We start from the raw sequence: 23110 nt of genomic DNA, 5'->3' as shown, positions 1-23110 counted from the left end.
CCTCGCCCCCGCCGCCCCTACCCGTCCCATCCCTGGGGGCTGCGCCCCCAGACCCCCGCTGTCGGCCCTGCGGGCCTCGTCCTCAAACGCCGGACGGGCTGAAAGATCCAGCGGGGTCTGGGGCGGAGCCCCAGAAGGGGCGCGGGGCTGTATCGATGTGCGGCTCCACCGCGTGGGCGCGACCGGCCCCCTCCCGCCCGCACCCGAAAGACCACCGGGGTCGAAGGGGCGGAGCCCCTGGGGATGGGACGGGTAGGGGCGGCGGGGGCGAAACCCCTTGCGCGTCCTACAGGCCGTACTTCTCCCGCGCTTCCTTCACCGCCGTCGCCTTGACCTCGCCCCGCTTCGCGAGCTGGGCCAGGGCCGCGACGACGATCGACCGCGCGTCGACGCCGAAGTGGCGGCGGGCCGCCTCACGGGTGTCGGAGAGGCCGAAGCCGTCCGCGCCCAGCGAGGAGTAGTCCTGCTCGACCCACTGCGCGATCTGGTCGGGGACCTGGCGCATGTAGTCGGAGACGGCCAGCACCGGGCCCTCGGCGCCGTGCAGCGCCTGACGGACGTACGGCACCCGCTCCTCGCCGCGGAGCAGGGCCGCGTCGGCCTCCAGCGCGTCGCGCCGGAGCTCCGTCCAGGAGGTCGCGGACCATACGTCGGCCGCCACGCCCCACTCCTCCGCGAGCAGCTTCTGCGCCTCGATGACCCAGTGGATCGCCGTGCCGGAGCCGAGCAGCTGGATGCGCGGGGCGTTCGCCGTCGGGGACAGCTCGGCCGACTCCGCCGTGCTGAAGCGGTACAGGCCCTTGACGATGCCCTCGTCGATGCCGAGGCCCTGCGGCTTCGCGGGCTGCGGCAGCGGCTCGTTGTAGACGGTGAGGTAGTAGAAGACGTTCGGGTCCTCGCCCGGCGCCGCCTCGCCGTACATCCGGCGCAGACCGTCCTTGACGATCGCCGCGACCTCGTACGCGAACGCCGGGTCGTACGTCAGCGCCGCCGGGTTCGTCGCCGCGATCACCGGCGAGTGGCCGTCGGCGTGCTGCAGGCCCTCGCCCGTCAGCGTCGTACGGCCCGCCGTCGCACCGACCAGGAAGCCGCGGCCGAGCTGGTCGCCGAGCTGCCACATCTGGTCGGCCGTGCGCTGCCAGCCGAACATCGAGTAGAAGATGTAGAACGGGATCATCGCCTCACCGTGCGTGGAGTACGCGGTGGACGCGGCGATGAAGTCGGCCATCGAACCGGCCTCGGTGATCCCCTCGTTGAGGATCTGGCCGTTCTTGGCCTCCTTGTAGTACATCAGCTGGTCGCGGTCGACCGGCTCGTACGTCTGGCCCTTGGGCGAGTAGATGCCCAGGGACGGGAAGAGGCTCTCCATGCCGAAGGTGCGGGCCTCGTCGGGGACGATCGGCACCCAGCGCTTGCCCGTCTCCTTGTCGCGGACCAGGTCCTTGACGAGGCGGACGAAGGCCATGGTGGTCGCGACGTTCTGCGTACCCGAGCCCTTGTCGAAGGACGCGAAGACCTTGTCCGCCGGGGCCGGCAGCGGGGCCACCGGGTGCACGCGGCGGGCCGGGGCCGGGCCGCCGAGGGCCGCGCGGCGCTCCTGGAGGTAGCGGACCTCGGGGGAGTCGGCGCCGGGGTGGCCGTAGGGGACGACCCCGTCGACGAACTGGCTGTCGGAGATCGGCAGCTCCAGCAGGTCCCGCATCGCCTTGAACTCGTCCACCGTCAGCTTCTTCATCTGGTGGTTGGCGTTCTTCGACGCGAAGCCCTCGCCGAGGGTGAAGCCCTTGACCGTCTGGGCCAGGATCACGGTCGGCGCGCCCTTGAACTCCAGGGCGGCCTTGTACGCGGCGAAGACCTTGCGGGCCTCGTGGCCGCCGCGGGAGAGGTGGAAGCACTCCAGGATCTTGTCGTCGCTGAGCAGCTTCGCCAGCTCGACGAGCGCCGGGTCCTTGCCGAAGAAGTCCTGGCGGATGTAGGCGGCGTCGCGGGTCTGGTACGTCTGCACCTGCGCGTCGGGTACCTCGCGCAGGCGGCGTACGAGCGCGCCGGTCGTGTCGAGCTGGAACAGCTCGTCCCACGCCGTACCCCACAGCGACTTCACGACGTTCCAGCCGGCGCCGCGGAACTGGGCCTCCAGCTCCTGCACGATCTTGAAGTTGGCGCGGACCGGGCCGTCGAGGCGCTGGAGGTTGCAGTTGATGACGAAGGTCAGGTTGTCCAGGCCCTCGCGGGAGGCCAGGGCGAGTGCCGCCGTGGACTCCGGCTCGTCCATTTCGCCGTCGCCGAGGAACGCCCAGACGTGGGAGTTCGAGACGTCCTTGATGCCGCGCGCCGTCAGATAGCGGTTGAAGCGTGCCTGGTAGATCGCCGACAGCGGGCCGAGGCCCATGGACACCGTCGGGAACTCCCACAGCCAGGGCAGGCGGCGGGGGTGCGGGTAGGACGGGAGTCCGTTGCCGCCGGCCTCCTGGCGGAAGTTGTCGAGGTGGCCCTCGTTCAGCCGGCCGTCGAGGAAGGCGCGGGCGTAGATGCCGGGGGAGGCGTGGCCCTGGATGTACAGCTGGTCGCCGGAGCCGTCCCCCTCCTTGCCCTTGAAGAAGTGGTTGAAGCCGGTCTCGTAGAGCCAGGCCGCGGAGGCGAAGGTGGCGATGTGGCCGCCGACGCCGTGTTTGCTGCCCCGGGACACCATGGCGGCCGCGTTCCAGCGGTTCCACGCGGTGATACGGGACTCCATCGCCTCGTCACCGGGCACGGCCGGCTCGGCGGAGGTCGGGATGGTGTTGACGTAGTCGGTCTCGAGGAGCTTGGGCAGCGCGATGCCGGTGCCCTCGGCCCTCTCCAGCGTGCGGCGCATCAGATACGCCGCGCGGTGCGGACCGGCAGCCTTGGCGACCGCGTCCAGCGAGGCCTGCCATTCGGCGGTCTCCTCCGGGTCGCGGTCGGGGAGCTGGTCGAGCGCGCTCGGCTGGATGGCGTTGGGGTCGGTCATGTCGCCGCCTTCCTCAGTCGAAGGGGGTTCCCTCATCGGTAAGGGTTCGGGGGTGCCCTTTGTCTTTGGCAGGACAGGGCGGAGGGCCTCGGTGCGGTGACACCTTGCGGCACTGCCGCGTGGCCCGTCGGCGACTGTAACTCCCTGATCGATGATCGATCAAAGGGGGAAGAGCTAAAAAGTCTCGATAGCGGGAAATTGGCATCCGGTGCCGGGTGAGCAGGCACGGGGTGCCGCGTTTCCCCTGCTCACCTGAGGTAGGGGTGGCTAGCTTGGGCGGCTCGAACGGCTCGGGGGTTCATCCCGTCGCGGTCTGCCGGGTCGTCCCGGGGGCCGCCCGCTCGGCGGTGGAGGGCGGCGGGCTTTGTTCGTGCCCGGCCTCGGCACCCTCCCGCCGCATGCTCTCGTGCTGTCGGCGGTGGTGTGCGTCCTGCTCGCGGGTGATCACCTCGGTGGCGGCGCCGATGGCGACCGCGACCGGCCAGGCCATGGCGCCGGCGGCGGTCATGCCGCCGAGAATGCCGTAGAAGGCCAGCTTGCGGGGTGAGGGGAGCATCCCCATGGCGGTGGACGTGGCCGTCGTCGTGGCCGTGGAGGTGGCTTTCCGGGCGCCCGAGAACATGTCGCCCGGTGTCACGTAGGGGATGGGGACGCGGGGGTGTGCGGTGTGCAGGTGTACTACTTTGCCGCCGGTCCGCCGCGCCTCGTGCCGGGTCTGTGGCTCTGGGGAAGTCATCGTCGTCCTCCCCTGCTGGAAGGTGTGGGTCCGGGGGATCCCCGGTCGGGGGTCCTCCCAGCCCGCCTTCCATCCCGGCGTATGGGTGAACCGGGTTGGAACGGGCAATTCGCCCGCTACTCGCCTTCGTGGCGCGGGGCGCAGCCGAGTACATGTGCCTTGACGATCTCGGGGATCCGCGGGTCCCGGCGCTGGAACGCCGCCACCAGCTCCTCGTGCTCCTCCGCGTACGACTGCTGCACCGTTCCCAGCCACCGGATGGACAGGGCCGTGAACACCTCGATGCCGAGGCCCTCCCACGTGTGCAGCAGCACGGAGTTGCCCGCGGCGCGCACCAGTTCGCGGTGGAAGGCGACCGTGTGCCGCACCTGCGCCGTACCGTCGGCCTTGCGGTCGGCCTCGTACAGGGCGGCGACGTGGGGCTCCAGGGCGGAGCAGTCCTCCGCGAGGCGGTCGGCGGCGAGTTCCGCGGCGATGGCCTCCAGGCCGGCCCGGACCGGGTAGCTCTCCTCCAGGTCGGCCGCGGTGAGACTCCGAACGCGTACGCCCTTGTTGGGCGCGGACTCGATCAGCCGCAGCGACTCCAGCTCGCGCAGTGCCTCGCGGACCGGGGTCTGGCTGACCTCCAGCTCGGTGGCGATACGTCGCTCCACGATCCGCTCGCCCGGCTGCCAGCGCCCGCTGATGATCCCCTCCAGGATGTGCTCGCGGATCTGTTCGCGCAGCGAGTGGATGACGGGGGCGGTCATGAGGGCTCCTTAGGGCGCGTTGACGTTTAGACAATACGGCCGTAGCGCTCCGCTGGGTGGGCCGACAAGGGTGCTTTGGTGCAGGTGAGACGAGACTTACACGGCGTGGGGCGGGGGTGCCCAAGAGCTCGGTGTGACCTGTCGTCGGGCGGGTGCGGGTTGTTTGTGGCTGGTCGCGCAGTTCCCCGCGCCCCTTCAGGGCGTCCACTGCACCCACCTCAAGGGGCGCGGGGCTGCATCGATATGCGGCTCCGCCGCGCCCCAAAAAGCGGCGCCCCGCCCGGAGAAGCTCCGGACGGGGCGCCGTGCAGGCTCAAGGCCCTGGTGGCTTACAGGCCGAGCTCGACCTCGAACTCGCCCGCTTCCAGGATCGCCTTGACCGCCGTCAGGTAACGGGCCGCGTCGGCGCCGTCGACCAGGCGGTGGTCGTAGGACAGGGTCAGGTACGTCATGTCGCGGACGGCGATGACCGTGCCCTCTTCGGTCTCCAGGACGGCCGGGCGCTTGACCGTGGCGCCGATGCCGAGGATCGCGACCTGGCCCGGCGGCACGATGATCGTGTCGAAGAGCGCCCCGCGCGAACCGGTGTTGGAGATGGTGAAGGTCGCCCCGGACAGCTCGTCGGGCGTGATCTTGTTGGCGCGGACCTTGCCCGCCAGGTCGGCCGTGGCCTTGGCGATGCCGGCGATGTTGAGGTCGCCCGCGTGCTTGATGACCGGGGTCATCAGGCCCTTCTCGGAGTCCACCGCGATACCGATGTTCTCGGTGTCGAAGTAGGTGATCGTGCCCTCGGCCTCGTTGATCTTGGCGTTGATGGGCGCGTGCGCCTTCAGCGCCTGGGCCGCGGCCTTGACGAAGAACGGCATCGGGGAGAGCTTGACGCCTTCGCGGGCGGCGAAGGAGTCCTTCGCCCGGGCGCGCAGCTTCATCAGGCGCGTGACGTCGACCTCGACGACCGACGACAGCTGGGCCTGCTCGTGCAGCGCCTTGACCATGTTGTCGCCGATGACCTTGCGGATGCGGGGCATCTTGACGGTCTGGCCGCGGAGAGGGGAGGCCTCCAGGGTCGGCGCCTTCCTGGCGGCGGCCGGAGCGGCGGCGGCGGCCGGAGCCGGAGCAGCAGCGGCGGCCTTCGCGGCCTCGGCGGCGGCGATGACGTCCTGCTTGCGGATACGGCCGCCGACGCCGGTGCCCTTGACGGTGGCCAGGTCGACGCCGTTCTCGGCGGCGAGCTTGCGCACCAGCGGGGTGACGTAGGCGCCCTCGTCGGTCGCCTTGGCGGCGGCGGGAGCGGCAGCGGCCGGAGCCGGGGTGACCGGGGCCGGCGCGGGAGCCGGAGCCGCGGGCTGGGCCGGAGCCGGGGCGGCAGCGGCGGGTGCGGCCGGAGCGGCGGGCGCCGGAGCCGCGGGGGCGGCCGGGGCCGGGGCAGCGGCGGCGGGAGCCGGGGCGGCCGGGGCCGGGGCGGCCGCCGGAGCGGCACCCGCGACGCCGATGACGGCCAGCTTGGCGCCGACTTCGGCCGTCTCGTCCTCGCCGACCACGATCTCCAGCAGCGTGCCGGAGGTGGGCGCCGGGATCTCGGTGTCGACCTTGTCCGTCGACACCTCCAGCAGCGGCTCGTCGGCCTCGACGCTGTCACCGACCGACTTCAGCCAGCGGGTGACGGTGCCCTCGGTGACGGACTCGCCGAGCGCGGGCAGGACGACGTCCGTGCCCTCGGCGGAGCCGGCGCCGGCGGTGGCCTCGGCGGTGGGCGCCGGGGCCGGGGCGGCCTGCTCGGTGGACGGGGCAGCGGCCTGCGGGGCCGGCTCCGGCTCGTCGGCCGGGGCGGGCTCGGCGGCGGGGGCCGGGGCGGCGGCGGGCGCGCCCGTGCCGTCGTCGATCACGGCCAGCTCGGCGCCGACCTCGACCGTCTCGTCCTCGGCGACCTTGATGGAGGCCAGGACGCCGGCGGCGGGGGAGGGGATCTCGGTGTCGACCTTGTCGGTCGACACTTCGAGCAGAGGCTCGTCGGCCTCTACGCGCTCACCCTCGGCCTTCAGCCAGCGGGTGACAGTGCCCTCGGTGACGCTCTCGCCGAGCGCCGGAAGGGTTACGGAAACCGCCATGGTTTCGGTTGCTCCTTACGAATTGCGGAAGTCTGAGTCGTCGCTTCTCGACCGAGGGATCAGTCGTGCGCGTGCAGCGGCTTGCCGGCCAGGGCCAGGTGGGCCTCGCCGAGCGCCTCGTTCTGCGTCGGGTGGGCGTGGATGAGCTGGGCGACCTCGGCCGGCAGCGCCTCCCAGTTGTAGATCAGCTGGGCCTCGCCGACCTGCTCGCCCATGCGGTCGCCGACCATGTGGACGCCGACCACGGCACCGTCCTTGACCTGGACGAGCTTGATCTCGCCCGCGGTGTTCAGGATCTTGCTCTTGCCGTTGCCCGCCAGGTTGTACTTCAGAGCGACGACCTTGTCCGCGCCGTAGATCTCCTTGGCCTTGGCCTCGGTGATACCGACGGAGGCGACCTCCGGGTGGCAGTACGTCACCCGCGGGACACCGTCGTAGTCGATCGGAACGGTCTTCAGACCGGCCAGACGCTCCGCCACCAGGATGCCCTCGGCGAAGCCGACGTGCGCGAGCTGGAGGGTCGGGACGAGGTCACCGACGGCGGAGATGGTCGGCACGTTGGTGCGCATGTACTCGTCGACGAGGACGTAGCCGCGGTCCATGGCGACGCCCTGCTCCTCGTAACCGAGACCGGCGGAGACCGGGCCGCGGCCGACGGCGACCAGCAGGACCTCGGCCTCGAACTCCTTGCCGTCGGCGAGGGTGACCTTGACACCGTCGGCGGTGTACTCGGCCTTCTGGAAGAAGGTGCCCAGGTTGAACTTGATGCCGCGCTTGCGGAAGGCGCGCTCAAGAAGCTTCGAGGAGTTCTCGTCCTCGACCGGGACGAGGTGCTTGAGGCCCTCGATGACCGTGACGTCGGTGCCGAAGGACTTCCAGGCGGAGGCGAACTCGACGCCGATGACACCGCCGCCGAGGACGATCGCGGACTTCGGTACGCGGTCCAGGACGAGAGCGTGGTCCGAGGAGATGATGCGGTTGCCGTCGATCTCCAGGCCCGGCAGCGACTTCGGCACGGAGCCGGTCGCCAGCAGGACGTGGCGGCCCTGGACGCGCTGGCCGCCCACGTCGACGGAGGTCGGGGAGGACAGGCGGCCCTCACCCTCGATGTACGTCACCTTGCGGGAGGCGACGAGGCCCTGCAGACCCTTGTACAGGCCGGCGATCACGCCGTCCTTGTACTTGTGGACCCCGGCGATGTCGATGCCCTCGAAGGTGGCCTTCACACCGAACTGCTCGCTCTCGCGGGCCTGGTCGGCGATCTCGCCCGCGTGCAGCAGGGCCTTGGTGGGGATGCATCCCCGGTGCAGGCAGGTGCCGCCGACCTTGTCCTTCTCGATCAGGGCGACGTCCAGGCCCAGCTGCGCCCCGCGCAGGGCCGCGGCGTAACCGCCACTACCACCGCCGAGGATCACTAGGTCGAAAACGGTGCTGGCGTCGTTCGCCACGTCACGTCCTCCATGCATGTGCGCCGTACGCCGGTCGTCGGTGACCGGGCGGCGGCTGGTGTCCGGCCGCTCTTTCTTCGGCCCTGTGGTGGGGGCCCTGTCCTGCCGAGCCCCATCTTCGCACTTGTCCACACCGAACGAGACGCCGGGCCGGTGTGTGAGACGTCCCACGTTCAGTTGAGCGGATGCGCGAGGCGCATGAACAAGGGGGCCCCGCCCTACCCGCGCGCGGAGCCCCCTTCTGTTCAGAGGAACCTCACCCCAGGTCGCCGGCCGCGGTGAGTTCAGCGAGCCGGACCAGGGTCCGTACCGCGCTGCCGGTGCCGCCCTTCGGCGTGTACCCGAAAGGCCCGCCCTCGTTGAACGCCGGCCCCGCGATGTCCAGGTGCGCCCAGGTGATCCCCTCGCCCACGAACTCGCGCAGGAAGAGACCCGCGACCAGGCCACCGCCCATGCGCTCACCCATGTTGGCGATGTCGGCGGTCGGTGAGTCCATCCCCTTGCGCAGGTGCTCCGGCAGCGGCATCGGCCAGGACGCCTCACCGACCTCCTCGGCCGCCTCCAGGACCGCGGTGCGGAACGCGTCGTCGTTGCCCATCACAGCGAACGTGCGGTTGCCGAGCGCCAGCACCATGGCACCCGTGAGCGTCGCGACGTCCACGATCGCGTCCGGCTTCTCCTGCGACGCGGCCCAGAGGGCGTCCGCCAGCACCAGCCGCCCCTCGGCGTCCGTGTTGAGGACCTCGACGGTCTTGCCGCTGTACATGCGCAGCACGTCACCGGGGCGCACGGCGGAGCCCGAGGGCATGTTCTCGGCCAGCGCCAGCCACCCGGTGATGTTGACCTCAAGGCCCAGCCGAGCGGCGGCGACCACGGCGGCGAACACGGCGGCCGCGCCGCTCATGTCGCACTTCATCGTCTCGTTGTGCCCGGCCGGCTTCAGCGAGATGCCGCCCGAGTCGTAGGTGATGCCCTTGCCGACGAGGGCGAGGTGCTTGTCCGCCTTGGCGTGCGTGTACGACAGCTTCACCAGCCGCGGACCGGCCGCGGACCCGGAGCCGACGCCGAGGATGCCGCCGTAGCCGCCCTTGGTCAGCGCCTTCTCGTCGAGCACCTGCACCTTGATGCCGTGCTCCTTGCCCGCCGCCGTGGCGATCGCGGCGAAGGACTCGGGGGTGAGGTCGTTGGGCGGGGTGTTGACCAGGTCGCGGGCGCGGTTGAGCTCCTCGACGACGGCGGTGGCGCGCTCGACGGCGGCCTTGTGCTCCTTGTCGCGGGGCTTGCCGCCGAGCAGCGCGGCCTCGGCGAGGGGGGCCTTGCCGTTCTTCCTGGCCGACGCGTTCTTGCCGTTGTCCTTGTAGGCGTCGAAGGAGTACGCACCGAGCAGCACGCCCTCGGCGACGGCACCGATGTCGCCGGCGTCGTTCAGCGGCAGCGCGAACGCGGCCTTCTTCGAACCGGCGAGGGCGCGGGCGGCGACCCCGGCGGCCTTGCGCAGCGCCTCGCCGTCGTACTCGGCGTCCTTCTCCGGCGCGGCACCCAGGCCCACCGCCACCACGAGCGGGGCCTTGAAACCGGCGGGCGCGGGGAGCTTCGTCACCTCGCCCTCGGCACCCGAGGCACCGAGGGTCTCCAGGACACCGGCGAGCTTGCCGTCGTACGCCTTGTCCACGGCCTCGGCGCCCGGTGCGACGACCGGACCCGTGGCCTTGGGACCAGAGCCCTTGGCGACACCGATCACGATCGCGTCGGCCCGCAGGCCGGGCGCCGCGGCGGTGCTGAGAGTGAGAGCAGTCACGGTGGTGGAATCTCGCTTCCGATGTGAAGTTTGTGATGGCCGAATAGTGTGGGTCGACCGGGCCCGACGGCCGACCCTAGTTCCGACCTACGGGTGCGGTATCGGCGGGTGCGGTATCAGCGGGGCCTTCCCCGGTACGGCGAACACTCGGGACGAGCCTACGCTCGTGTGAGCGTTCGCTCATTCCTGCGGGCGTTCACCTGTCGGTGGCGTCATGGTCATTTCGCGATCCTCCACCCCGGTGAGCTGAGTCACACTCGTCTGGTTCCGGTGAGCCGTCAGCTTGCCGCTTTGCATGATTTCCACGGATCCTCCGCCGGTTCACCGCAAGCGGCCATAAGGGGATCTTCTGGGGGGAAGGGGCGATCTATGGCGCAGAGTGCGCACAGATGGAGAAACCCGGCCGCTGTCGTGGTGGCCACCGGTCTGCTGGCGCTGGGGCTGGGAGTGCCCGGCGCCGCGGCCGCCGCGCAGCCGCGCATCGATCTCAGGGTGCTGGTCGTGGACAACGGCGACAGCCCCGTCCGGGCCATCACCGCCCAGCTCAAGAGCACCGGCATCCCGTACACGACCGTCGACCTGAACGACGCGAGCCGCCCGACCATCACCGGCGCGTTCCTCAGCGACACGGTGAACGGCACGCCCCGCGCCAAGTACCAGGGCGTCGTCCTGCCCAACGAGGCGCCCTTCGGCGAGGGTTCGGCCGAACAGAGCGCGCTGGAGAGCTACGAGCGGACCTACGGCATCCCGCAGGTCGACGCCTACACCTGGGCCCACCCGGGCGTCGGTCTCGACTACACCAGCGAGGGCGGCTGGGCCGGATCCCTCGACGGGCGCGAGGCGGCCGTCACGACCGCGGGCAAGGCGGGGTACTTCGGCTACCTCGACGGCGCCTTCACGTTCGAGGACAACGACGCGGCCGTACTGGAGAGTTACGGCTTCGCCGCACGGCCCCGTACCGGATTCACCAGCTACGTCGACGTCCCCGTGCCCGCCGGCTCCGGGCGCGGCAGCCTGATCGGCGAGTACAGCCACGACGGGCGCCGCGAGCTGGTGGTGACCTTCGCGTACAACGAGTACCAGCAGCAGTTCCGGGTCCTCGCCCGGGGCATCGTCGAATGGCTGACGCAGGGCGTGCACCTGGGGCAGGCACGCAACTACTTCGCGGTGCATGTCGACGACGTCTTCGCGCCCGACGCCCGCTGGGACACCGAACGCAACTGCACGCCCGGTGACATCGACTGCGTGGGCGGCGGTGGCGGGGAGGCACCGCCGATCCGGATGACGGCCGAGGACGCGGTCCACGCCGCGCAGTGGCAGCGCCAGCGCGGCTTCAAGCTGGACATGGTCTACAACGCCGGCTCCGGCGAGGAGTGGAAGAGCGAGAACGGCGGCACCGACGCGCTCACCGACCGGCTGCTCGCCGACAAGGCGCAGTACCGCTGGATCAACCACACCTACACGCACCCGTTCCTCGGCTGCGTCCAGGACACCTCGACCGTCCCGTGGAGCTGCGCCAAGAACGCCGACGGCACCACCCGGTACATGAGCCGTGCGGACATCTCCGCGCAGATCAGGGACAACCACAACTGGGGTGTCGGCAAGGGGCTGCCGCTCGACCGCACGGAACTCGTGACCGGCGAGCACTCGGGTCTGAGGACCCTGCCGCAGCAGCCCGACGACAACCCCAACCTGGCCGGCGCCCTCGCCGACAACGGCGTCAAGTGGATCGCCTCGGACAACTCCCGTGACCCCGCCCAGCGTTCGGTCGGCGCGGCCCGGACCGTGCCCCGGCACCCGATGAACGTGTACTACAACGTGGGCACCGAGGAGGAGATGGTCGACGAGTACAACTGGATCTACACCGCCACGGCCGACGGCGGCAGCGGCGTCTGCGAGAACAACCCCGCCTCCACCTGTCTGGCCGACCCGCTGGACCCGGCCACCGGGTACGACGAGTACATCGTCCCGCTGGAGGCCCGCACCGCCCTCGGACACGTGATCAGCAACGACCCGCGCCCGCACTACGCGCATCAGTCCAACCTGGCCGAGGACCGGACGCTGTACCCGGTCCTGGACAAGGTGCTCGCCGACTACCAGTCACTCTTCGCCGACAACACCCCGGTGGAGAACCTCGCCCAGAGTGCCATCGGCACCGAGCTCCAGCGCCGCGCCGCCTGGCAGACCGCCCTGGCGAAGGGCTCCGTCACGGCCTACCGCATCGGCAACACCGTCACCGTCACCGCACCGTCCGGGACCCAGATCCCGGTGACCGCCCCGGAGGGGACCACCAAGCAACTCCTGCTCAGCACGACCGCGTTCGGGACGCCGTATGCGGGGGAGCGGTCGGCCTGGACCACGCCGGCGCTGCTGCAGAGCGCTCTGAAGCTGAAGCTGCCGTCGTAGGGCGGCCCGGCCGGATCTCAGGCGCACCCCGGCACACTTCACGACCGACCCGCCGGGGTGCGCTTCCGAGCCGCAGCATCACCTTTTGTTCCACAGGGGGGAACTCGCATGATGCGCACGGGCCGTCATGTCACCATGCTCACCGAAGGCACGTATCCGCATGTCCACGGTGGCGTCAGCACCTGGTGCGACCAGCTCGTCAAGGGCATGCCGGAGGTCGACTTCCACGTCGTGTCGCTCACCGGCACGGGCCGCGAACCCGTCAGCTGGGAGCTGCCGCCCAACGTCTACCGGCACACCTCGGTACCGACCTGGGGCCCGCGTCCGGGGCGCAAACGAGCGCCGTACGGCAGGGCAAGGCGCCGTTTCACCGACTCCTACGAGCGCTTCCTGCTCTCCTTCCTCGACCCCGAGGCGCACTGCGACTTCGGCGAGGCCCTGGACGAGCTGGCCGGACTCGCCCGCGACGGACGCCTGTCGGCGGCCCTGCGCACGGAATCCGCACTGCGCTCGCTGATGTGGATATGGACGATGCCGCATCTGCCGACCGCGGCCGCCCGCCCGACCGTGCACGACGCCCTCACCGCGACCGACCTGCTGGAACACGCCCTGCGCCCGCTCGGGATCCGCATCCCCGAGGACTCCGTCGCCCACGCGGTGAGCAGCGGCCTCGCCACCCTCCCCGCGCTCGCCGCCCGCACGCTGGACGGCGTGCCCTTCCTCCTCACCGAGCACGGCATCTATCTGCGCGAGCGCTATATCGGTTACCGCGGCGGCGCCCAGCGCTGGCCCGTCAAGGCGTTCATGCTCGGCTTCTACCGTGAACTGAATTCACACGGTTACCGCACGGCCGACCTGATCACACCCTGCAACCAGTACAACCGCCGCTGGGAGGAGCGCGGCGGCGCCGACGCCGACAAGATCCGCACGGTCTACAACGGCGTCGACCCGCACGCCTTCCCGCACGCCGGCCCCGAGCCCGAGGTCCCCACGCTCACCTGGTGCGGCCGCGTCGACCCCATCAAGGACCTGGAGACCCTGCTGCGCGCCTACGCCATGGTCCGCGCCGAACTCCCGGAAACCCGCCTGCGGCTGTTCGGCCCGGTCCCGCCCGGCGGCGAGGCCTACCGCACCAGACTGGAGAAGCTCGCCGCCGAACTCGGCCTGACGGACGGCCTGACCTTCGAGGGCCGCATCAGCGAGGTCTGGCGCGCCTACGCAGCCGGCCACGTCGTCATGCTGTCGTCGATCTCCGAGGGCTTCCCGTTCTCCATCATCGAGGCCATGTCCTGCGGCCGTACGACGGTCTCGACGGACGTCGGGGGAGTGCGCGAGGCCGTCGGCGACACGGGACTGGTCGTCCCGCCGCGTGAGCCGGAGAAGATGGCGGCTGCCGCACTGACACTGCTGAGGGACGACGAACGGCGCCGTGAACTGGGCGAGTTGTCCCGACAGCGCGTGATCGACCGCTTCACACTCCGCCGCTCCGTGGACAATTTCCGGACGATCTACCAGGAGCTCGCGGGCAGCACCGAGGTGTACGAGCCCACGCTCGAAACCGTCGCCGACTGGACCCTAGAACTGCGCGACCCCTGGTACGAGAAGGTCGCGACGGACGGAACCGGCTGGTGAGCGGAAGCATCTGGATGCCGCCCGGCTCCCGCCCCGACACCCTGCCCGCCATCCCGCGCCAGCGCACCACACCCAGCTGGGCGCAGCCCGACCCCCTCGACGAACTCGCCGAACGCCTCGACGACTTCATAGCCGCCGCCGTCCACCCGGACGAGATCGCCGCGCTGCTGGAGTCCGACGGCCTGTCCGACGACCAGATACGCGAGCGCTACGGCGTGAAGAACTCCTTCGCCCTGGCCGAGGAGCTCTACGAGCGGGTCGAGCGCCGATACCCGGAGCCCGAGAGCCCGGTCCACGACCCGTGGCGGATCGGCCTGCTCGGCTGCCTGCTCAGAGGCGTGGTCTTCGCCCTCCCCGGCTTCGGCTACGTCCTCGGCGCCCCCCTGCTCGCGGGGCCGCGGGACGACGTCGGCCTCCCCGCGGGCACGGTCCCACTACTGGCCGGCGCCCTGGTCGGGTGGACCTGGAACCAGGGGCTCGCCCATCGGGCGTACTCGTGGCTGGGGTTGGGCGACCGCGGTGCCGCCCGCCGCGCGCTGCTCCTGGGCGCCCCGGCCGGCGCGCTGCTCGGTGCCCTGGCCGCGCTGGCCGTAGCGGGCGTCGCCCACCCGGCCGCCGTGGCTTTCGCGGCCGGCCAGTCGGTCTACCTGGGCGCGGCGACGGTACTGCTGGTCATGGGCCGCGAACGGGCTCTGCTGGCCGCGCTGTTGCCGATGGCGGCGGGAGCGGTGACTGCGCTGGTCCACCCGGTACCGGACGCCGCGCGTCTAGTCCTCCTCCTGGGTTCGCTCGCCGTGGTGGTACTTCTGGGCCTGCGCGAGGTGGCACCCCCCAAGGGGCGCGGGGCCGTATCGGATATGCGGCCGCCGCCGCATGAGCGCGACCAGCCACAACACACCCGCAGCCGCCAACCGACAACGGGCCCCCCTGTCCTGGGCTCCCTTCCATACGCCTGCTTCGGCCTGGCCACAGGCGTCCTGGTCCTCCACGCGGCCCTGGGAGATGCCCTCACCGGCGAGCAGCACAGCGCGGTGGCGGCCCCCGCCGCAGTCGCCCTCACCCTGAGCATGGGCCCCGCCGAATGGCTGCTGTACCGCTTCCGCAGCAGCGGCCTCGCGGGCCTGCGCTCCAGCAGCACACCGAGGGCGTTCCGGCGCACCACGGTGTTCACGGTCGTCGAATGCCTCGCCGCCTACCTGGTCACCCTGCTCGCGCTCAGCCTCGCCACCGCGGCCCTGTGGCCGCACGCCCCGCACGCCGCGGGCATCGCGGGCGTCCGCCTCGCCGGTCTGTTCCTGCTGGGCGTGGTCCTGTGGACGGGATTGCTGCTCCAGTCCTTCGGCGCGGTGCTCGGCGCGGCGACGATCTGCTGCCTGGCCGCCCTCGCGCAGACGGCGGCCCTGCTGACGCACACGGGCAGCCCGCACTGGGCCGGTCTGATTGTCCACGGAACGGCGGCGGTGGCCCAGGTCGTCCTGGTCTGCGCCCTGTTGGGGAGGGCGACCGCCCACCGATGAACGATCTGCTGGTTCCTTACTACGAGCATCCGTCCGTCCGGCCCGCCGAGTGGGACGCGATCATCGCGGCCGCGCCCCGCCTCTACGGGGTCGTGCTGAACCCGGCCAGCGGCCCCGGCGAGCAGCCCGACCCGGCGTTCGCCGAGGTCGCGGCCCGCCTGCGAACAGCCGGGGGTACCCCCTCCGGGGGAGCGCGGGTGCTCGGCTACGCCGACACCGACTACGGCCGCCGACCGCACGCCGACGTCGTACGCGACATCACCCGGCACCGCGACTGGTACGGCACGGACGGCGTCTTCCTCGACCAAGTCGCCGTGAGCCGGGCCGAGTTCACCCATTACCAACGACTCGCGACGGCGGCCTGGGGCGTCGGCTGCGGCACGCTCGCCCTGAACCACGGCACGGCACCACACCCCTCGTACGCCAGGATCGCCGACCTCCTCGTCACCTTCGAGGGCACCTGGGCGTCGTACACCCGGCTCGGCCCGCAGCAGTGGCGGGGCGGCGGGGGAGTGCGCCTGTGCCATCTGGTGTACGGCGTCCCGGCGGACGTCGATCCGGCGGTGCCGGGGGACCTGGCGCGTGCCCGCGGTGCCTCCGTGTACTGCGCGGTGCCGGGGATGGGCGATCATCCTTGGGGTACGTTGCCGCACACCCTGGAGCCCGCTCGGTGAGACGCCTCATTCCGCTGGCCGTTCTGCTTCTCCTGCTCGCGGGTTGCACGACGGCATCCGACAACGCCGACGACGGCGAGGACGGCCCGAGCGGCTCGCGCTGGCAGCCGCGTCCCGGCGTGGCCTGGCAGTGGCAGCTCCGCGGCCGTATCGACACCACCGTCGACGTGCCGGTCTACGACATCGACGGCTTCGACCAGTCCGGGAAGACCGTCGCCGCACTGCACGACCAGGGCCGCAAGGTCATCTGCTACCTCTCCACCGGCGCGTGGGAGGACTGGCGCCCCGACGCCGGGAAGTTCCCCAAGTCGGTGCTCGGCAAGGGCAACGGCTGGGAGGGCGAGCGCTGGCTCGACATCCGCCGCACGGACGTGCTGGAGCCCTTGATGGCGGCCCGTGTCGACATGTGCCGCGAGAAGGGCTTCGACGCGGTGGAGCCGGACAACATGGACGGCTACCAGAACCGCACCGGCTTCCCGCTGAAGGCATCCGACCAGCTCCGCTACAACCGTCTGATCGCCGAGCTGGCCCACGAGCGGGGTATGGCGGTCGGCCTGAAGAACGACCTGGACCAGATCCCCGAGCTGGTCGGCGACTTCGACTTCGCGGTCAACGAACAGTGCGCCCAGTACGGGGAATGCGCGGCCCTGAGCCCCTTCGTGAAGGCGGGCAAGGCGGTGTTCCACGTCGAGTACGAGGTCCCGACGCGCAGCTTCTGCGCCGAGTCGCGTCGCCTGAAGCTGAGTTCGATGCTGAAGAGGTACGAGCTGGGGGTATGGCGCCGGGCCTGCTGACGGGTGCCGAGGCTCAGCCCAGTGACAGCACCACGAGCGCGGTCGTCGCCGCCGTCTCCGCGATCCCGCCGAAGACGTCACCGGTGACGCCCCCGAAGCGGCGGACGCAGTGCCGCAGCAGCAGCTCGGCGGCGGCGAGCGCGGCGAGGGCCGCGAGGGCGGCGCGGGCGATGTCGTCCGTCCCGAGCAGCGCTCCCGCCGCGGCGGCGACGCCCGTCACGGCCAGGGCGACGGCCACCGCACCCCGTACGGGCACGACGCCGGCCACCGCGGCCCCCAGCCCCTCCGGGCGGGCGGCGGGTACGCCGGTCCGCGCGGCGACGGTGAGTGCGAGCCGGGCGGCGGCGGCCGACACGACGGTGGCGAGGGCGCCCCGGGCCCATGAGTCGTCGTACAGCCGGGACAGCGCGGCCACCTGCGCGACCAGCACGAACACGAGCGTGATGACGCCGAAGGGCCCGATGTCCGACTGCTTCATGATCCGCAGTGCGTCCTCGGCGGGCTTGCCGCTGCCCAGCCCGTCGGCGGTGTCGGCGAGGCCGTCCAGGTGCAGTCCACGGGTCAGTACGGCGGGGACGGCGGCGCCCGCGACGGCGGCGAGGAGGGGAGCGGCGCCGAGGAACAGCAGCGTCAGCGCGGCGAAGGCGGCACCGCAGCCCAGGACCACCCCGACCAGCGGGGCGCACAGCATCCCCCCGCGCGCCGCCTCCCGGTCCCAGCGGCTCACCTTGACGGGGAGCACGCTCAGGGTGCCGAAGGCGAAGCGGAGGCCGTGCGCGAGGAGGCCGCGCAGACGGAGGCCGGGCAGCGGTGGCGGGGTCATGGACACGCCCGCAGACTAGCCCGGACGCCGTACCCGCCAGGCAGCCCACCCCTGACGCGCACACACTGAAAACATGGGTGACTGGTGGCAGCGCAACATCATCGAGCCGGGGAAGCTTCCGCTGCTCCTGGCCCTGACCGCCTTCGTGGTCACCTTCCTCGTCACCCGCGTCATCACCCGCCTCATCCGCGCGGGAAAGGGGCCCTTCCGCAACATCGAGACCGGCGCCGTCCACATCCACCATGTCGTCCCCGGCGTCGTCCTCACGGTCATCGGCGGCTTCTGCGCGGTGGCCAGCGGGCAGCGCGGCTTCGGCTCGGCCGCCGCCGCGGTGGTCTTCGGGATGGGCGCGGGGCTGGTGATGGACGAGTTCGCCCTGATCCTGCATCTGGACGACGTCTACTGGACCGAGGCGGGCCGCAAGAGCGTCGAGGTGGTCGTGCTCACCGCCGCCGTGGTGGGCCTGTTCCTCCTCGGCTACGCACCCTTCGGGGTCAACGACCTCAGCGACGAAGAGCTGCAGAACCGGGGGTCGGTGCTCAGTACGATCTTCGGGAACTTCCTCCTGGCCCTGATCGCCCTGGCCAAGGGCAAGGCCCGGATCGCGATCTTCGGGGTGGTCATCCCCTTCATCGCCCTGTTCGGTGCCGTCCGCCTGGCCCGCCCCACGTCCCCCTGGGCGAAACGCTTCTACCGCCGCAGGCCGCGCGCCCGCGCCAGGGCCCAGCTGCGCGCCTACCACCACGACAAGCGCTGGGCGGGACCCAGCCGCAAGCTTCAGGACTGGATCGGCGGCGCACCCGACGTCGACTCGGCCCGCGCCCTGGAACGCCGCTGACGCACCGCCCCCACCGCGCACAGCACCAGCACCGCCGCGACGGCGGCCAGGTGCTCCTTGCCGGCGAGGTTCTCCTTCAGCGCGACCTCGACGACCATCGCCGCGATCACCGCACCGGCCGTGGCATACGCGCCGTAGCGCCACCCGAGGAAGACCGCCAGGCCCACCACGGCCGCCGACGGTCCCGTGTCCACGACCCGCGCGTCCGAGGCGGGCAGCCCGATCGGGTTGTCCGGGCCGAGCGCGATGCCCACGCGCGCGTACAGGGTTCCGGCGAGGGTCGCGACGTAGGCGACGACGAGGGTCCGCCACCAGCCGAGGCAGAGCTCGGCGAGCCCGAACACGAGCAGGATCTGCGCGAGCGCACCCCACACCGGCAGGTCGAGGGCGGGCACGAAGAGGGACAGCGGCGTCCGCAGGAGCGCCAGCCACAGCGGATCCTCGGCCTTCACGGCCCCGAGGTTCTGGACTACCTGATAGCCCCAGGACTGGTTCTGCACGACCTGCACGAGCCCCGTCAGACAGACGGCCCCCACGGTCATCGGCACAGCCGCCCACCACCGCCGCTCGGCCGACGCCCTCCGTACGGCGAGGTACAAGGCACCCCACTCGGCACGGGCCCGGCGACCGAGGGTGTCAGCTCTCACGAGTGGGGATCCTATGCCGACAGTTACCGGCAATCGCCCCTTTCGTACCTTTCATCCCTCGGTGGGGACGCGCTGCCCGGCCGGACGCCGGCACCCTGCCCGCGGCGATTACCGATTACTCGGTCGCAGGCCGTCCCGCCTCAGGCTCCTCGGCACCCGGCATCATCTCCGAGTCCTCCGAGTCCTCCGAGTCCTCGGGCTTCTCGGGCTTCTCCGGGAGTTCCGCGGCCAGCGCGGCGGCGGACTGGACCATCGGCAGGGCCAGCAGCCCTCCGGCGCCCTCGCCGACCTTCACGCCCGGGTCGAGCAGGGGCTCCAGGGCCATGCGGTCCAGCGCCTTCGCCTGCCCGGGCTCCCCGCTGTTGTGCGCGGCCAGCCACCAGTCCGGCGCCCGGAAGGCGATCCGCTGCCCCACCAGGGCGCAGGCGGCGACGACCACCCCGTCCAGCACGACCGGCATCTTCCGTGCCGCGCTCTGGAGCAGGAACCCGGTGATCGCGGCGAGGTCGGCACCGCCCACCGTCGCGAGCAGCTGCAGTTGGTCCCCGAGCACGGGCCGCGCCCGGCGCAATGCGTCCCGGATCGCCGCGCACTTGCGCATCCAGGCCAGGTCGTCGATGGCCAGCCCGCCCCGCCCGGTGACGACCGACGCGTCGGTCCCGCACAGCGCGGCCACCAGCACTCCCGCCGCCGTGGTCCCGCCGACACTCACATCGCCGAGCACCACCAGATCCGTACCGGAGTCGGCCTCCTCGTCGGCCACCGCGACCCCGGCCCGGAAGGCCGCCTCGGCCTCCTCCGGCGTGAGCGCGTCCTCGACGTCGATACGGCCGCTGCCGCGCCGCACCCGATGCCGTACGACAGCCTCCGGCAGCGACTCCGGGTCGCAGTCCAGCGCCATGTCCACGACCCGCACCGGAACCCCGAGCCGCCGCGCGAGCACGGACACCGGCCGGCCGCCCTCCAGGATCTCCCGCACCAACTCCGCGGCGCTGCCCGCCTCCCGCGCCGACACGCCCAGCTCGGCGACACCGTGGTCACCGGCGAACAGAACCACCCGCGGCCGTTCGATCGGCCGTACCGGCACGGCGGACTGCGCGGCCGCCAGCCACTCACCCAGGTCGTCGAGGCGGCCCAGCGCCCCGGGCGGCACGATCTGACGCTCACGGCGCGCCTCTGCGTCACGGCGTACCCCTCCGTCGGGGCGCTCGATCAGATCAGTGAAGTCGTCGAGATTAAGCGAGCTCATTCGCCGAACAGTACCGGCACCGGTCGAACAGAACGGCGCCACCTGGCCACCAGGGACCCCGCCACATCACCGCCACGTCCGCCCGACGTCGTTGCACCCAAGATCGGCATCCCATACGTTCCGTTTTGCAGTGGATTGTCGGGGCATGGTCCGGGCATGCTCGCACCACCCGCCGTACCCCCCGGGCGTACGCCCCCGCCGTACGCCCTCGCGCCCGGGAGCCGCTCATGACCGCGACCGCACCCTCCGAACGACACCGCGCCGACTGCGCGTTCACTCTCGCCAGATGCCGGGACCTGCGCTTCGTCCCCCGGCACCTGCGGCTCAGCCGGCTGCCGTACCGCCGGCTGAGAGCCGCGGCCCGCGCGGCGCTCCCGTTCCCCGAGCCGGAGAGCTGGCTGGACGTCGGCACGGGCTTCGCCCGCTTCCCGGAGGCGGCGAAGGAACTCTTCCCGTACACGGCGTTCGACGGCCTGGACCTGACCCACCGTGTCCTGGACGCCCGCGTGGCCGAACGGGTGGAGGAAGCCCACGTCGGCCACCTCACGGACCCCCGCATCACGGCCCGGCTCCGCGCCCGCTACGACGTCGTCAGCATGTTCCGCCACCTGGAACACGCCCCGGACCCCCGCGAGGAACTCCGCGCCGCCCTCACGGTCCTCCGCCCGGGCGGCCATCTCCTCCTCGAACTCCCCAACCCACGCAGTGTGTTCGCCGTACTGCTCGGCAGGTTGTGGATCCCGCACAGCCGCCCCGGCCATCTGCACCTGATGCCCCTGGACACCCTCTGCGAGGAACTGGAACTCCAGGGCTGCACGGTCATCTCGGCGGACCACCGCGCCCCGCACATCCCGTACGACATCGCGGCCACCACCTCACTGGCCCTGACCCGCCTGCTGCCCTCACTCCTGTCCCGGGCCTGCGCACCCCTGGTAGCCGTGGCCTGGGCTTTGGACCACCTTCTGGCCCCGTTCCTACGCGCCACCCGCTTCTCGAACGCGTACAGAGTCATCGCCCGCAAGGAGCCGACCTGAGCCTTGGAGCGCCGGTGACCGGGGCGCGCCCCGAAGGGGCGCGGGGCTGTATCCGATGTGCGGCTGCCGTCGCGCGGGCGCGACCGGTCACAACGAAACCGCAGACGCACAACGACGATCCGCGGCACTCTCATAGGCGAACTCAGCCACGAAGCACGACCGCCTGCCCCGCCACCACCAGCACCACCTGCTCGCACTCCGAGGCGAACGCAGCATTCAGCCGCCCCAACTCGTCCCGATACCGCCGCCCCGAAGCAGTAGCCGGCACAATCCCCGAGCCCACCTCGTTCGACACGGCGACAACAGTCCGCCGCGTCCGACGCACCGCCTCCGCAAGCTCGCGCACCCGCCCCCGCAGGGCACGCTCCCCGCCATCCGCCCACACCGCGTCATCCCACGCCCCCACGGAGTCCATCGCGTCCGTCAGCCACAGGGACAGACAGTCGATCAGCAACGGCGCCCCCTCCTCGGCCAGCAGCGGCAGCAGATCGCACGTCTCGGCCGTACGCCACGACCCCGGCCGCCGCTCCCGGTGCAGGGCGACCCGCGCCGCCCACTCCTCGTCCCCGCCCCGGGTGCCGCCCGTCGCCACGTACAGCACGTCCGGGAACGCCTCCAGCCGCCGCTCCGCCTCCACCGACTTCCCGGACCGGGCCCCGCCCAGCACCAGGGTCCGGCGCGGCACGTCCGGCACGTCCTCGTACGCCCCCACCGTCAGCGTCGTCCCGTCCGGCACCGCCCGAGCCCCCGCCGCGGCCAGCCGCCGCCGCAGTTCGGTGCCCGGCGGAGCGTCATGATCCAGATGTACGGCGACGACGTCCGTCGTCGGCCCGAGCGCCCCCACCGCCCGCAGCCTGGCCAGCGCGTCCGGCCGTCCCACGACGTCGGCGACCACCATGTCGTACATCCCGACGGACCCGTTCTCCAGCCCGGCCGGCGCACCCCCCGGCGGCAGATACAGCAGCCGCTGCCCGTCCGGCCCGGTCACCGCGTACCCCGTGCCCGGCGAGTCCATCGCCACCGCCCGCACCCGATGCCCCGTCAGCAACGCCAACTCCCGCCCGTCCGGCACCCGCCCGGGCTGCGGCACCCCGGCCGGCACCTCGACGGCGGGCCCGTTGTGCGGATGCGACAGCAGCACCTGCCGTACGTTCCCCAGCGAACGCCCGGCGCGGGCCGCCGCGAACGCCGCCCCGGGCGTCAGATCCAGCAGCAGCGCCCCGTCCACGAGCAAGGCGGTCGCCGCCCGCGCGTCACCCCCGAGCGCGGTCGCGCAGGCCGCGCACGGGCAGTCGGGGCGGGGGAGTCCCGCGGGGGCACCGGTGCCGAGGAGAGTCAGTTCCACGGACTGATTTTCGCCTGTCCACGCAGGTCTCGCGCATCCGACTAGGCTCAGGGCAGGAGCCGGACCTCGATCCGGCTCGCAGTCTGCACGTGCTGACACCTTGGAGGCGTACATGGCGGCATGGACGTGGCGGTTCGAGAAGGCCGACGGGGCGGAGGTCCAGCCCGCGGTGCAGCCCGAGGAGTTCACCACCCAAGGGGACGCCGAGTCATGGATCGGCGAGCACTGGAAGGCACTTCAGGAGGGCGGCGCGGACCAGGTGCGGCTGTTCGAGGACTCCGGCGAGATCTACGGGCCGATGAGCCTGCACGCCGAGGCATGAG

19 protein-coding genes are annotated in these 23110 nt (G+C 71.7%); 8 read left to right on the top strand and 11 right to left on the bottom strand.

Translation table 11 applies throughout. The features are described 5' to 3' along the window. Positions 1 to 286: 286 nt before the first annotated feature. From aceE to ADK36_RS51060, 7 genes are all read right to left on the bottom strand, one after another. Positions 287 to 2989 carry a pyruvate dehydrogenase (acetyl-transferring), homodimeric type gene (aceE, locus tag ADK36_RS31420; protein WP_053199919.1) on the bottom strand — a complete coding sequence of 901 codons (2703 nt, stop codon included), beginning with the start codon at positions 2987 to 2989 and terminating at the stop codon, positions 287 to 289. Between the two features lie 298 nt (positions 2990 to 3287). After that, complete coding sequence (locus ADK36_RS49125) at positions 3288 to 3725, bottom strand: hypothetical protein (protein WP_159391220.1); 438 nt, start codon at positions 3723 to 3725, stop codon at positions 3288 to 3290. A gap of 116 nt (positions 3726 to 3841) precedes the next feature. Next, positions 3842 to 4474 carry a GntR family transcriptional regulator gene (locus ADK36_RS31410; RefSeq protein ID WP_048585136.1) on the bottom strand — a complete coding sequence of 211 codons (633 nt, stop codon included), beginning with the start codon at positions 4472 to 4474 and terminating at the stop codon, positions 3842 to 3844. A gap of 329 nt (positions 4475 to 4803) precedes the next feature. Further along, positions 4804 to 6582: a 2-oxoglutarate dehydrogenase, E2 component, dihydrolipoamide succinyltransferase gene (sucB, locus tag ADK36_RS31405; RefSeq protein ID WP_053199915.1), complete on the bottom strand. Its 1779-nt coding sequence runs from the start codon at positions 6580 to 6582 to the stop codon at positions 4804 to 4806. Positions 6583 to 6641: 59 nt separating this feature from the next. After that, positions 6642 to 8030, bottom strand: coding sequence for a dihydrolipoyl dehydrogenase (gene lpdA, locus ADK36_RS31400; protein WP_048585138.1), 1389 nt, complete (start codon positions 8028 to 8030; stop codon positions 6642 to 6644). Between the two features lie 256 nt (positions 8031 to 8286). Beyond that, the gene (locus ADK36_RS31395; protein WP_048585139.1) at positions 8287 to 9828 is read right to left on the bottom strand and encodes a leucyl aminopeptidase; all 1542 of its coding nucleotides are present in this window, start codon (positions 9826 to 9828) and stop codon (positions 8287 to 8289) included. A gap of 180 nt (positions 9829 to 10008) precedes the next feature. Continuing rightward, positions 10009 to 10134 carry a hypothetical protein gene (locus ADK36_RS51060; protein WP_267887429.1) on the bottom strand — a complete coding sequence of 42 codons (126 nt, stop codon included), beginning with the start codon at positions 10132 to 10134 and terminating at the stop codon, positions 10009 to 10011. A 63-nt stretch (positions 10135 to 10197) separates the two neighbouring features. Here ADK36_RS51060 and ADK36_RS31390 point away from each other — a divergent pair, with 63 nt between their 5' ends. The 5 genes from ADK36_RS31390 to ADK36_RS31370 all read left to right on the top strand — a co-directional run bounded on the left by ADK36_RS31390 (position 10198) and on the right by ADK36_RS31370 (position 16851). Then, on the top strand, positions 10198 to 12234 hold the full coding sequence (locus ADK36_RS31390; RefSeq protein ID WP_048585140.1) for a hypothetical protein: 2037 nt from the start codon (positions 10198 to 10200) through the stop codon (positions 12232 to 12234). A gap of 108 nt (positions 12235 to 12342) precedes the next feature. After that, a complete protein-coding gene (gene pelF, locus ADK36_RS31385) occupies positions 12343 to 13866 on the top strand; it encodes a GT4 family glycosyltransferase PelF (protein WP_048585141.1) in 1524 nt (507 codons plus the stop codon). Beyond that, positions 13863 to 15383: a hypothetical protein gene (locus tag ADK36_RS31380; protein WP_048585142.1), complete on the top strand. Its 1521-nt coding sequence runs from the start codon at positions 13863 to 13865 to the stop codon at positions 15381 to 15383. Before pelF ends, ADK36_RS31380 begins: the two co-directional genes overlap by 4 nt. Next, entirely contained in the window at positions 15380 to 16057 is a 678-nt protein-coding gene (locus ADK36_RS31375) for a spherulation-specific family 4 protein (RefSeq protein ID WP_048585143.1), read from the top strand. Before ADK36_RS31380 ends, ADK36_RS31375 begins: the two co-directional genes overlap by 4 nt. Further along, positions 16054 to 16851: an endo alpha-1,4 polygalactosaminidase gene (locus ADK36_RS31370; protein ID WP_048585144.1), complete on the top strand. Its 798-nt coding sequence runs from the start codon at positions 16054 to 16056 to the stop codon at positions 16849 to 16851. Before ADK36_RS31375 ends, ADK36_RS31370 begins: the two co-directional genes overlap by 4 nt. Positions 16852 to 16864: 13 nt before the next feature. Here the strand turns inward: ADK36_RS31370 and ADK36_RS31365 are convergent, their stop codons facing one another. After that, entirely contained in the window at positions 16865 to 17674 is an 810-nt protein-coding gene (locus tag ADK36_RS31365) for an adenosylcobinamide-GDP ribazoletransferase (protein WP_048585145.1), read from the bottom strand. A gap of 73 nt (positions 17675 to 17747) precedes the next feature. Between ADK36_RS31365 and ADK36_RS31360 the strand changes: the two genes are divergently transcribed. Further along, positions 17748 to 18512 carry a hypothetical protein gene (locus ADK36_RS31360; RefSeq protein WP_048585146.1) on the top strand — a complete coding sequence of 255 codons (765 nt, stop codon included), beginning with the start codon at positions 17748 to 17750 and terminating at the stop codon, positions 18510 to 18512. Here the strand turns inward: ADK36_RS31360 and ADK36_RS49120 are convergent. Next, the gene (locus ADK36_RS49120; RefSeq protein WP_053199913.1) at positions 18452 to 19159 is read right to left on the bottom strand and encodes a hypothetical protein; all 708 of its coding nucleotides are present in this window, start codon (positions 19157 to 19159) and stop codon (positions 18452 to 18454) included. The two genes, ADK36_RS31360 and ADK36_RS49120, sit on opposite strands and share 61 nt — an antisense overlap. A gap of 115 nt (positions 19160 to 19274) precedes the next feature. Beyond that, on the bottom strand, positions 19275 to 20408 hold the full coding sequence (cobT, locus tag ADK36_RS31350) for a nicotinate-nucleotide--dimethylbenzimidazole phosphoribosyltransferase (RefSeq protein WP_048585148.1): 1134 nt from the start codon (positions 20406 to 20408) through the stop codon (positions 19275 to 19277). A gap of 227 nt (positions 20409 to 20635) precedes the next feature. Between cobT and ADK36_RS31345 the strand changes: the two genes are divergently transcribed. Continuing rightward, positions 20636 to 21442, top strand: a complete 807-nt coding sequence (locus tag ADK36_RS31345) for a class I SAM-dependent methyltransferase (RefSeq protein ID WP_048585149.1) — start codon at positions 20636 to 20638, stop codon at positions 21440 to 21442. Between the two features lie 142 nt (positions 21443 to 21584). Here the strand turns inward: ADK36_RS31345 and ADK36_RS31340 are convergent, their stop codons facing one another. Then, positions 21585 to 22787 carry a bifunctional adenosylcobinamide kinase/adenosylcobinamide-phosphate guanylyltransferase gene (locus tag ADK36_RS31340; RefSeq protein WP_053199911.1) on the bottom strand — a complete coding sequence of 401 codons (1203 nt, stop codon included), beginning with the start codon at positions 22785 to 22787 and terminating at the stop codon, positions 21585 to 21587. Between the two features lie 112 nt (positions 22788 to 22899). Here ADK36_RS31340 and ADK36_RS31335 point away from each other — a divergent pair, with 112 nt between their 5' ends. Beyond that, entirely contained in the window at positions 22900 to 23109 is a 210-nt protein-coding gene (locus ADK36_RS31335; protein ID WP_030047716.1) for a hypothetical protein, read from the top strand. Position 23110 lies beyond the last annotated feature (1 nt).

The sequence above is a fragment of the Streptomyces viridochromogenes genome, assembly GCF_001270495.1.
GTDB lineage: Bacteria > Actinomycetota > Actinomycetes > Streptomycetales > Streptomycetaceae > Streptomyces > Streptomyces viridochromogenes_A.
This window is presented reverse-complemented; position numbering and strand designations above follow the sequence as displayed.